This window comes from Agrococcus sp. Marseille-Q4369, from assembly GCF_018308945.1.
GTDB lineage: Bacteria > Actinomycetota > Actinomycetes > Actinomycetales > Microbacteriaceae > Agrococcus.
In genome coordinates this window covers 457,673-468,793 of record NZ_CP070501.1, presented here as the reverse complement: position 1 = coordinate 468,793, position 11,121 = coordinate 457,673, and the positions used below count along the sequence as shown (strand labels likewise).

Sequence of the window (11,121 nt, the reverse complement as noted above, 5' to 3'; positions counted from 1 at the left end):
CGCACTCGGATCCGCTAGCCGATGCGCGCGATCGTCTCCCCCACCGAGGCCGCCGCGCCCTCCTCGAGGACCCGCGAGACGGTGCCCGCGCGGTGCGCGAGTGCCTTCGTCTCCATCTTCATCGCGTCGAGCACCGCGAGCTCCTGGCCCTCGGCGACCTCGGCGCCGTCGTCGACGAGCCACCGCACGAGCGTGCCGGGCACCGGCGCCTCGACGGCCGCCTCGTCGCGCGCCGGCGCCGCGGGCGCTCCGCCGCCCGCTCCCGCTGCGGCCGCGAGGAGCGCGTCGGGCAGGCCGAGCACCACGCGGCGCCCGTCGACCTCGATCGCGACGCGGCGGAGCGCGTCGGCGGGCGCGGGCGCCGGGCGCAGCTGCGGCTCGAGGCGCGGCATGAGCTCGGCCTCGATCCACTGCGTCGACACCGCGAAGCCCTCGGTCGAGAACGCGGGCTCGTCGAGCACGGCGAGCGCGAACGGCGCGACCGTGGCGACGCCCTCGACCTCGAGCTCGCCGAGCGCGCGGCGGAGCCGCACGAGGGCCGCGTCGCGGTCGGGCGCGTGGACGATCAGCTTCGCCGCGAGCGAGTCGAACGCCGCCTCGACGCGGTCGCCCGCCTCGACGCCGGCGTCCCAGCGCACGCCGGGTCCGCCGGGGACCCGCAGGCCCGACACCACCCCGGGGCTCGGCAGGAAGCCGCGGCCCGGGTCCTCGGCGTTGACGCGCAGCTCGATCGCGTGGCCGGACGGCGCGGGCGTCGCGTCGAACGAGATGCCGCGGCCCTCGGCGATGCGCAGCTGCTCGCGCACGAGGTCGACACCGGTCACCATCTCGGTGACCGGGTGCTCGACCTGCAGTCGCGTGTTCACCTCGAGGAAGGCGATCGTGCCGTCGGCGGCGAGCAGGAACTCGACCGTGCCGGCGCCCCGGTAGTCGACGGCCGCGCAGATGTCGCGCGCGGCGGCGTGGATGCGCGCGCGCTGCTCGTCGGTGAGGCCCGGCGCGGGCGCCTCCTCGAGCAGCTTCTGGCTGCGACGCTGGAGCGAGCAGTCGCGGTCGCCCACGACGACGACGCGGCCGGCGCCGTCGCCGAGCACCTGCGCCTCGACGTGGCGGGGGTGCTCGAGGTAGCGCTCGACGAAGCACTCGCCGCGGCCGAAGGCGCCGACGGCCTCGCGAGAGGCGGCTTCGAAGGCCTCCGGAACCTCCTCGAGCGTCCTGGCGATGCGCATGCCGCGCCCGCCGCCGCCGAACGCCGCCTTCACGACGATCGGCAGGCCGTGCTCCTCGGCGAAGGCGACGGCCCCGTGCGCACCCTCGAGCGGGCGGTCGATGCCGGGCGCGAGCGGCGCGCCGGCCTCGATCGCGATGCGCCGGGCGGAGACCTTGTCGCCGAGCGCCTCGATGCTCGCGGGCGCCGGCCCGATCCAGGTCAGGCCCGCCTCCTCGACAGCGCGCGCGAACGCGGCGCTCTCGGAGAGGAAGCCGTAGCCGGGGTGCACGGCGTCGGCGCCCGATGCGCGCGCCGCCTCGAGCAGCGAGGGGATGTCGAGGTACGTCTCGGCCGCGGTCGAGCCGCCCAGGGCGACGGCGGCGTCGGCCGCCCGCACGTGCATCGCATCGACGTCCTGGTCGGCGTACACCGCGACCGAGCGGATGCCCGCCTCGGCGCACGCGCGCGCGACCCGAACGGCGATCTCGCCGCGATTGGCGATGAGGACGGTCTGGATGCGGGTCATGCGGAGGCTCCGAGGTCGATCAGGTGGTCGTCGGCGAGGACGAAGCGGATGCGGGCGCCGGGCGGCAGCTGGCCGACGAGGTCGAGGTCGGCGTCGACGACGGCGCCGACGATCGGGTACCCGCCCGTGAGCGGGTGGTCCGGCAGGAACAGCACGGGCTGGCCGTCGGGCGGCACCTGGATGGCGCCCGTCACGGCGCCCTCGCTCGGGAGCTCGCCGTCGCGCGCACGCTCGAGCGGCGTGCCCTCCAGCCGGACGCCGACGCGGTCCGAGCGCGGCGTGACGAGCCAGGCCTGGGCCGTGAGCGCCTCGAGCGCGGCAGGCGTGAACCAGTCGGACCGCGGGCCGAGCACGATGCGCAGCCGCACCTCCTGCCCCGGCGCGGGCGGCGAGGCGAGGGGCTCGGGCACGGGCTCGACGGCGTAGGGCGCCGCCGCGGGGCCGTGGAGCGGCACCACGTCGCCCGCGGCGAGCGGCTCAGGGCCGAGGTCGGCCAGGGTGTCGGTCGCGAGGCTGCCGAGCGCGGACTCGAGTGCGATGCCGCCGCGCACGGTCACGAGCGCGCGGAGGCCCGCGGTGATCGCGCCGATCCGCAGCTCGTCGCCGTCGTCGAGGGCGACGGGCGCGCCGGGGACGACGGAGCTGCGGCTCGCGTTCCTCGCCATCGCCGACTTCGAGTCGCTCCACCGGCCCTTCGTCACCCGCAACCGCGTCGTGCTCGATGCGCTCGTCGACGAGGGCCCCGAGGCCGCCGCCGCCGAGCTCGAGCGCTACCTCACCGAGTCGGAGCGGCGCATCCTGGGCGCCTACGCGCGGCTCGGCAGGGCCTGAGCGGCCGGCGGGCGCTCAGCTCGCCTCGCGGATCTGCCGCAAGTCGCGCTTCAGGTCGTGGAGCTCGTCGCGCAGCCGCGCCGCGAGCTCGAACTTCAGCTCGGCGGCCGCCTCGGTCATCTGCGCCGTGAGGTCGGCGATGATCGACTCGAGCTGCGCCGGCCCGTCGAGGCTCGAGCGGTCCTTCGCGAGCCGCGGCGTCGGCGCGCCGCGCCGCCCGCCCGCGAGCAGCTCTGCCGTGTCGGCCTGCTCTCGCGCGAGCACGTCGGTGATGTCCGCGATGCGCTTGCGGAGCGGCGTCGGGTCGATGCCGTGCTCCTCGTTGTAGGCGATCTGGATCGCGCGGCGGCGCTCGGTCTCGTCGATCGCGTTCCGCATCGAGTCGGTGATGCGATCGGCGTACATGTGCACCTCGCCCGAGACGTTGCGCGCCGCGCGGCCGATCGTCTGGATGAGCGACGTCGACGAGCGCAGGAAGCCCTCCTTGTCGGCGTCGAGGATGGAGACGAGCGAGACCTCGGGCAGGTCGAGGCCCTCGCGCAGCAGGTTGATGCCCACGAGCACGTCGAAGACGCCCTGCCGCAGCTGCGTGAGCAGCTCGACGCGGCGCAGCGTGTCGACGTCGGAGTGCAGGTAGCGCACGCGCACGCCCGCCTCGGTGAAGTACTCGGTGAGCTCCTCGGCCATCTTCTTCGTGAGCGTCGTCACGAGCACGCGCTCGTCGCGCTCCGCGCGCACACGGATCTCCTCGAGCAGGTCGTCGATCTGCCCCTTCGTCGGCTTGACGACGAGCTTCGGGTCGACGAGCCCCGTCGGGCGGATGATCTGCTCGACCACGGTGTCGGCGAGCGACATCTCGTACTTCGCGGGCGTCGCCGAGAGGTAGACCTTCTGCGGCGTGCGCTCGAGGAACTCGTCGAACTTGAGCGGCCGGTTGTCGAGCGCGCTCGGGAGCCGGAAGCCGTGCTCGACGAGCGTGCGCTTGCGGCTCGCGTCGCCCTCGTACATCGCCCCGATCTGCGGCACGGTCACGTGCGACTCGTCGATCACGACGAGGAAGTCGTCGGGGAAGTAGTCGAGCAGGCAGTGCGGCGGCTCGCCCTGCTCGCGGCCGTCGATGTGCCGCGAGTAGTTCTCGATGCCCGAGCAGAAGCCGATCTGCTCCATCATCTCGAGGTCGAAGCTCGTGCGCATGCGCAGCCGCTGCGCCTCGAGCAGCTTCCCCTCGCGCTCGAGCACCTTCAGCCGCTCCTCGAGCTCGGTGCGGATGCGCTCCATGGCGTGGTGCATGCGCTCGGTGCCGGCGACGTAGTGGCTGCCGGGGAAGATCGACACCGCGTCGTGCCGCGAGAGCACCTCGCCCGTGAGCGGGTGCAGGGTCGAGAGCGCCTCGATCTCGTCGCCGAAGAGCTCGATGCGGATCGCGTGCTCCTCGTACATCGGGATGATCTCGATCGTGTCGCCGCGCACGCGGAACGTGCCGCGCGTGAACGCGACGTCGTTGCGCTGGTACTGCATCGCGACGAACCGGCGCAGCAGCGCCTGCCGGTCGATGCGCATGCCGACCTGGAGCGCGACCATCGCCTCGAGGTACTCCTCGGGCGTGCCGAGGCCGTAGATGCACGAGACGGTCGAGACGACGACGACGTCGCGGCGCGACAGCAGCGCGTTCGTCGCCGAGTGCCGGAGCCGCTCGACCTCGGCGTTGAGCGACGAGTCCTTCTCGATGAAGGTGTCGGTCTGCGGGACGTACGCCTCGGGCTGGTAGTAGTCGTAGTACGAGACGAAGTACTCGACGGCATTGTTCGGCATGAGCTCGCGGAACTCGTTCGCGAGCTGCGCGGCGAGGGTCTTGTTGTGCGCGAGCACGAGCGTCGGGCGCTGCACCTGCTCGACGAGCCACGCGGTCGTCGCGCTCTTGCCGGTGCCGGTCGCGCCGAGCAGCACGACGTCGGTCTCCCCTCGCTCCAGGGCGGCTGCGAGCTCGCGGATGGCCTTCGGCTGATCGCCGGAGGGCTCGTACTCGCTCACGACCTCGAACGGCCGCACGGCACGCGTGGGTTCCATGCCTCCAGCCTAGGAGCGGCCACCCACATCGCGGCTGTGGGGGCCGCCGCCGCGAGCGTCGCCGCGCAGCCGCTCCCACAGGGCGTCGGCCTGCGCGAGCGTCTGCTCGAGGTCGCCCGCGGTGTCGATCACGACGTCGGCGATCGCGAGCCGCTGCTCGTCGCTCGCCTGCGACGCGACGCGAGCCCGCGCATCCGCCTCGTCCATGCCGCGGAGCGCCACGAGCCGCGCGACCCGCACGTCGGCGGGGGCGTGCGCGACGACGACGAGCTCCCACGGGTCGCTCGCGCGGGACTCGACGAGGAGCGGCACGTCGTAGACGACGACCGCCTCAGGGTCGGCGTCGAGCGCCGCGCGGAAGCGGCGCGCGGACTCGCGGCCGACCGCCGGGTGGACGATGCCGTTGAGCTGCCGCCGCGCGGCGTCGTCGGCGAAGACGAGCGCGCCGAGCGCGGCTCGGTCGAGCGACCCGTCGGGCAGCAGGAGGTGCTCGCCGAACGCCTCCGCGATCTCGCGGAGCACCGGCTGGCCGGGCTGCTGGAGCTCGCGCACGAGCGCATCGGCGTCGACGACGACCGCTCCGCGCTCCGCGAGCCGACCGGCGATCGTGGACTTGCCGGAGGCGATGCCGCCGGTGAGCGCGACGAGTGGCATGGCTCGAGTCTCGCACGCCCGGGGCGCCGGCTCGGCGGCGGGGCACCGGAGACGTCGGCGGTGCCCGCTAGCATGGGCGAGATCGCACCGGGACGCGCGGTGCTGGATGCGGGAGAACCGATGCACGAGGACGTCGCGGTGGTCATCGAGGATGGCGAGGACATCCGTGAGCTGCTGGCGCAGGTGCTCACGCGGGGCGGCTTCACCGTGCACACGGCGGCCGACGGCCCGAGCGGTGTGGAGCTCGTCCGGCAGCACGACCCGATCGTCGTCACGATCGACGTGAACATGCCCGGCATGGACGGCTTCGAGACCGCTCGCCAGGTGCGCAGCCTCACGACCGCCTACATGGTCATGATCACGGCGCGCGGCGACGAGATCGACACGCTCGTCGGGCTGCAGGCCGGCGCCGACGACTACGTCGTCAAGCCCTTCCGGCCGCGCGAGCTGCGCGCTCGGATCGAGGCGATGATGCGCCGTCCGCGCGCGCTCGCGTCGACGCATCCGTCGGCACCGCTACCCCCGCAGGCCGCTCCCGCCGCGCATCGCGCGCCCTCGGCTCCGGGTCTGCAGCCCGCGCCGGTCGACGACGAGTCCGACGAGTCGATGCTCGAGCACCGCGGGCTGCGGCTCGAGCCCGGGGCGCGGGTCGTCGAGCTCGACGGCCAGGAGATCGAGCTCACGCGGAGTGAGTTCGACATCCTGCGGATGCTGCTGGGCTCCGGCCGCCGGGTCGTGAGCAAGCTGCAGCTCGCGGGCATGCTGCGCGGCGAGCGCGGCGAGCCGGACCACTTCCTGAGCGAGCACGACGCGCGAGCGATCGAGGTGCACGTCGCGAACCTCCGCCGGAAGCTCGGCGAGTCGCCGTCGGAGCCGCGCTGGATCGAGACCGTCCGCGGCGTCGGCTACCGCCGCACCGCCTGACCGCGCTCGGCGTCCTCCCCCTCGCCGTCCTCCCCGGCGACGACGACCGAGACGTCGTCGCTGCGCATCGCGCGCCGCGCGGCGGAGCGCGCGGCCTCGACGAGCACATCGCGGTCGTAGCCGGTGATGCTCGTGAGCGCGACGCCCATGCCGATGGGCGGCACGACCGGCACCCCGGCGGTGCGGAGCTGGTCGAGCATCGCGCGGTGCATGCGCGCGGCGAGCTGCCGGGCGTCCGCCGGCGACGACGGCTGGAACGCGAGCAGCAGCAGACCGCGCTCGTCGCTGCCGAGCGCGGCGGTCGTCGGCGCGAGCCGGCGGACGGCCGCGCGCGCGGCTTGCCGGACGTGCTCGGCCTCGTCGACGCCGAACGCGGTCGAGATGCGCGAGAGGGCGTCGATGCGCACCGCGAGCACCGCGAAGAGCTCGCCCCGGCGGTTCGCGCGCATGAGCCGACCGCCGAGCACGCGCGAGAACGACGGTGCGAGCAGCACGCCATCGGCCGCGATCGCCATGAGCGAGGAGTCCTCGGTGCCGCGCAGCCGCACCTGCTCGGCGCGCAGCACCGAGGTGACGACGACGACGATGATCGTGAGGGCGATCGTCGCGATGCCGGCGACCCCGGGATCCGCCCACACGCGCAGCGTGTCGCGACCGCTCATCATCGTCACGCCGGCGAGGAGCCGCGCGAGCTGGAAGACGGCGACCGCGACGAGCACGCCGCCGAGCGCAACGCCCGTGCGCGTGCGCCGCAGCGACCCCCGGAGCGCCTCGGCGGCGCCGAGGCCCGAGAAGGCGGCGTTCGCGGCGAACATCACCCAGCGCGCCGACCAGCCCTCCTCGCCCGTGCCGACGAGCAGCACCGCGAGGAAGGCGAGCAGCGACACGAGGGTGACGACGAGCGAGGCGCGGCCGCTGTGGCAGCCGTTGAAGACGCGGCACCCGATCCACAGCAGGCCCATGCTCGCGACCCACGTGCCCTGGCCGATGCCGACCGGCCACTCGCCCACGTCGATGACGGCCTCGACGACGAACGCCTCGGTCGCGACCATCGCGGCGAGGAAGCCGAGCGCCCAGACGCGGCCGGCGCGATCGTCCTTGCGGACCATCGTCTCGAGCACGAAGAGCCCGCCGGCGACGTGGACGACGATCGCGGTGATGAGGATGACGGTGTCTGGATCGAGGGTCATGCGGTCGCTCCCGTGGTGCGGCGAGGCAGTTGGACGACGAACGTGGCGCCGCCGCCCGGCTCGCTCTGGACGGTGATCTCGCCGCCGTGCGCGCGCACGAGATCGCGGCTGATGGACAGGCCGAGGCCGGTGCCCGTCGCCCTGCCGGAGGGCTGGGCTCGATAGCGGCGCTCGAAGAGCCGCGGCAGCGCGTCCTCCGCGATGCCCGGCCCGTCGTCGCGCACGACGAGCCACGCGTGCTTGTCGTCGGCCGTGACGCCGACCTCGATGAGGCCGTCGCCCGTGTGGTAGTTGACGGCATTGCCGACGAGGTTGTCGACCACCTGCCGGATGCGGTTGGGGTCGAACTCCGCCTCCGCCGGCTCGATGCCAGAGCTGTCGATGCGGATGTTGCGCTCGGCGGCGCGCGGCTCGAGCGCCTCGACGGACGCGAGCACGACGCGCGCGAGGTCCTCGCGCACGGGACGCACGTCGAAGCGCCCGGGCCCGTCGGCGGTCGCGGCGAGGATGTCGCCGATGATGACGAGCAGGCGCGAGGCGTTGCGCTCGGCGATCTCGAGGCTGCGCCGCGCCCCGGGCCCGACGTCGCCGGAGTCGAGGGCGAGGTCGAGATGTCCCAGCACGCTCGTGAGCGGCGTGCGCAGCTCGTGCGAGACGGAGGCGACGAGCTCGTCGCGGATGTGCACCGCTTGCTGCTCGGCGGTCACGTCGCGGGTGACGAGGATCGCGCCCACGTCGGCGCCGTTGATGTCGAACAGCCGGCGCGCGGTCGACAGCAGCGCGCGGCGCTGGTCGCCGGACGGCCCCTGCCAGTGCAGCAGGTTCTCGAAGGTCTCGCCTCGCCGGGCGCGCGCGACCGGCACGGCTCCCGGCTCGGTCGGCGTCACGCCGTCCGCCTCGAACAGCTGCGCGTCGTCCGCGGGCGTCATGAGCCGCGCGTGGGCGTCGTTCTCGACCGAGATGCTGCCGTCGGCGCCGATCCGCACGACGCCGAAGTCGACCGCGTCGAGCAGCTCGCTCACCGCGTCCTCCTGCCGCCTGGCGCGCTCGACGGCGTGGTCGAGGTAGTCGGCCTGCTCGTCGAGCAGCGACCGCTGCGCCGCGGAGCGGCGCGCGGCGATGAAGGCGACGACGGATGCGGTGGCGAGCGCGAGCGGGCCGAGCACGTCGCGCATGCCCGCGCCGAGGTCGTCGGTGACGAGCCGCGCCGTCCAGAAGAGCACCGTCGAGCCGCCCGCGCCGAGCACGAGGCCGCGCCAGCCGAGCGCGGTGGCGAGCCAGGTCGCCGGCACCGTCCACAGCAGCCACGCCTCGCCGTCCGGGTACGAGAGCTGCAGCAGCAGCACCGCGACGAGGTCGCCGACCGGCACGATCCCGCTCCAGCGCACCGGGAGGCGGTTCCACGGCACGACGAGCGCGGCGATCGTGAGCGCGAACACGAGCAGCATGCCGCCGAAGAGCAGCTCACCCTCGCGCACGTCGGCGACGACGACGATGAGCGCGCACGCCACGAGCGCGGCGGCGCCGAAGAGCAGCTGGTTGACGGCCGTCGCGCGCTCGCGAGTACGGTCGGGGCGCGCGCCATCGGCGCGAGCAGTCGTGACCGCCGCCATCATGCTCCGACGCTACCGCGCACGGGGCGATTCCCCCGCCTCGCAGTGCGGGAGCGGGCTACGATCGGCGCGAGCGGCCCCTCGCCGCGGGAGGAGGGATCGTGCTGGAGGCCCTGACCGGTGCCGGGCTCGCCGCGGCCGCGGGCATGAACGCGTACATCCCCCTGCTCGTCGTCGGGGTCGCCGATCGGCTCTTCCCCGGCCTGCTCGCGCTCCCCGAGGGCTGGGCGTGGCTCTCGAGCTGGTGGGTGATCGGCATCGTCGCGGTGCTGCTCGTCGTCGAGGTCGTCGCCGACAAGGTGCCGGCCGTCGACAGCGTGAACGACGTGCTGCAGTCGCTCGTGCGCCCGGCCGCGGGCGGCCTCGTGTTCGGCTCGTCCTCGACCGCCTCGACCGTCGCGGTCAGCGACCCCGCCGAGTTCTTCGCCTCGAACCAGTGGGTGCCCATCGTCGTCGGCGCGGTCATCGCGCTCGCGGTCCACGTCGGCAAGACCGCGGTGCGCCCGGCAGCGAACGTCGCGACCGCGGGCGCGGCGGCGCCGGTCATCTCGACGGTCGAGGACGTGAGCGCGATCGGGCTCTCGCTGCTCGCGATCGTCGCCCCGATCCTCGTCGTGCTCGGCTTGCTCCTGCTGTGGCTCTTCGGCTGGTCGCTGTGGCGCTCGGCCCGCCGCCGGCGGAACGCCGATCTGCGGCCGGCGACCGACAGGCACGGCGCCGACTAAGCGGTCGTCCCCGCCTCGGCGGGCACGGGGTCGACCGCGTGCTGGTGCCACGCGCCGCGCCAGCGCACCACGCGGCCCGACTCGTCGCGCTCGGCGATCGCCTCCTCGTGACCGGAGCCCATGCCGGTCGCGGCGGCGATCACCACGCGGCCGGTGCCGCGCGGCGTGAGCACGTCGACCGAGGCGAGCGGATCGGCCGCCGTCGGCGCGATGCCGAGCAACCGTCCGCCGAGCTCGACGACGTCGAGTCGGCCCCAGATGCTCGCGAAGGACCCCTCGAACGAGCGCGCCAGCGTGAGGTCGTCGTCCGCGAGCTCGGCCGTGGGCTCGAGCGCAGCCTGGACGATGCGGGCGACGCCGACGGCGAGCTCCTCGGCGGGCGCGTCGATCGCGTTCGCGAGCACGCTCACGACGATGTCGCGCTCGGCGTCGACGAGCGTGCGCGTCGCCTGTCCCGTCCACGCCCCGCCGTGGCCGTGCCACGTGCGCCCGTCGATCTCGCGCAGCATGAGCCCGAGGCCGTACCCCGCCACCGCGCCGTCGCGGCCCGACGTCGACCACTGGCGCTGCCGCATCCGCCGTCGTGCCGTGCCGCTCAGCAGCCGGTCGTCGGCGTCCGCGATCGTGCGGAGTGCATCCGAGAGCTCCGCCGCCGTCGAGACGGCGCCCGTCGCGGCGGCGAGCGCGCGCGAGGAAGGGCTGCCGAGCGGCGCCCGCACGTCGCTCGAGTGCAGCGCGGAGTGCCCCGTCGCGAGCGGCTGCGAAGCGCCCTCGATGTCGGCGCTCGTGGCCTCGAGCCCGAGCGGCGCGAGCACGAGGCGCGCGAGCGCGTCGGCGTAGGGCTCCGCGGTCACCGCCTCGATCGCGAGGCCGAGCAGGCCGAAGCCGATGTTGGAGTACTTGAACTCGGCGGATGCGTCGAGCCGAGCGACGCCGGACGTCGCGATCGAACGCAGCCGGTCGGCATCCGGGAAGTCGTCGGCGAGCTGCCAGAAGGCGACGTCGTCGCCATCGCGCGTCGCGCCGCTCCCGTGGGAGAGCAGCTCGCGCACCGTGAGCCCAGCGGCGTCGGTGCCGGTGAGCGCCGGCACGAGCGCGCCGAGCGGATCGTCGAGCCGGAGGGCGCCGTCGTCGACGAGCCGCATCGCGGCGATCGCCGCGAGCGCCTTCGAGTGGGAGGCGATGCGGAAGCGGTGCTCGTTCGTGAGCGGCTCGCCCGTCGCCTCGTCGGCGACACCGATCGCGCGCTCGAGCACGAGCTCGCCGCCGATGCGCACGGCGAGCTGCACGCCCGGCACCCGCAGCCGCCAGCGGCGGTAGGCGAGCCAGCGGTCGGCGTAGTCGAGGGCGTGCGTGATCGCGTCGTCGGTGGGCATGCCTC

At 74.3% G+C, this 11,121-nt stretch carries 9 protein-coding genes; 2 read left to right on the top strand and 7 right to left on the bottom strand.

The genetic code is table 11. The features are described 5' to 3' along the window. Positions 1–14 precede the first annotated feature (14 nt). The 4 genes from JSQ78_RS02425 to coaE form a co-directional block, all read right to left on the bottom strand. Positions 15–1,736, bottom strand: a complete 1,722-nt coding sequence (locus JSQ78_RS02425; protein ID WP_502756131.1) for an acetyl/propionyl/methylcrotonyl-CoA carboxylase subunit alpha — start codon at positions 1,734–1,736, stop codon at positions 15–17. Continuing rightward, positions 1,733–2,437, bottom strand: coding sequence for a 5-oxoprolinase subunit C family protein (locus JSQ78_RS02420; protein ID WP_249295829.1), 705 nt, complete (start codon positions 2,435–2,437; stop codon positions 1,733–1,735). Before JSQ78_RS02420 ends, JSQ78_RS02425 begins: the two co-directional genes overlap by 4 nt. A 145-nt stretch (positions 2,438–2,582) precedes the next feature. Further along, positions 2,583–4,634, bottom strand: coding sequence for an excinuclease ABC subunit UvrB (gene uvrB / locus JSQ78_RS02415; protein WP_211449121.1), 2,052 nt, complete (start codon positions 4,632–4,634; stop codon positions 2,583–2,585). Positions 4,635–4,643: 9 nt separating this feature from the next. Next, entirely contained in the window at positions 4,644–5,288 is a 645-nt protein-coding gene (gene coaE, locus JSQ78_RS02410) for a dephospho-CoA kinase (RefSeq protein ID WP_211449119.1), read from the bottom strand. 60 nt (positions 5,289–5,348) lie between these two features. Between coaE and JSQ78_RS02405 the strand changes: the two genes are divergently transcribed. Beyond that, positions 5,349–6,212 carry a response regulator transcription factor gene (locus JSQ78_RS02405; protein ID WP_349305129.1) on the top strand — a complete coding sequence of 288 codons (864 nt, stop codon included), beginning with the start codon at positions 5,349–5,351 and terminating at the stop codon, positions 6,210–6,212. Here JSQ78_RS02405 and JSQ78_RS02400 read toward each other — a convergent pair. Both JSQ78_RS02400 and JSQ78_RS02395 read right to left on the bottom strand, forming a co-directional pair. After that, positions 6,194–7,402: a diguanylate cyclase domain-containing protein gene (locus JSQ78_RS02400; protein WP_211449117.1), complete on the bottom strand. Its 1,209-nt coding sequence runs from the start codon at positions 7,400–7,402 to the stop codon at positions 6,194–6,196. The two genes, JSQ78_RS02405 and JSQ78_RS02400, sit on opposite strands and share 19 nt — an antisense overlap. Further along, positions 7,399–9,018 carry a sensor histidine kinase gene (locus tag JSQ78_RS02395; RefSeq protein WP_211449116.1) on the bottom strand — a complete coding sequence of 540 codons (1,620 nt, stop codon included), beginning with the start codon at positions 9,016–9,018 and terminating at the stop codon, positions 7,399–7,401. The genes JSQ78_RS02400 and JSQ78_RS02395 overlap by 4 nt, the downstream gene beginning before the upstream one ends. A gap of 98 nt (positions 9,019–9,116) precedes the next feature. On the opposite strand from JSQ78_RS02395, the gene JSQ78_RS02390 reads away from it, so the two are divergent. Next, positions 9,117–9,740 (top strand): DUF4126 domain-containing protein, encoded by a 624-nt coding sequence (locus JSQ78_RS02390; protein WP_211449114.1) that lies wholly within the window; start codon positions 9,117–9,119, stop codon positions 9,738–9,740. Here the strand turns inward: JSQ78_RS02390 and JSQ78_RS02385 are convergent. Beyond that, positions 9,737–11,116, bottom strand: coding sequence for a serine hydrolase domain-containing protein (locus JSQ78_RS02385; RefSeq protein ID WP_211449112.1), 1,380 nt, complete (start codon positions 11,114–11,116; stop codon positions 9,737–9,739). The genes JSQ78_RS02390 and JSQ78_RS02385 overlap by 4 nt on opposite strands. Positions 11,117–11,121: the final 5 nt, after the last annotated feature.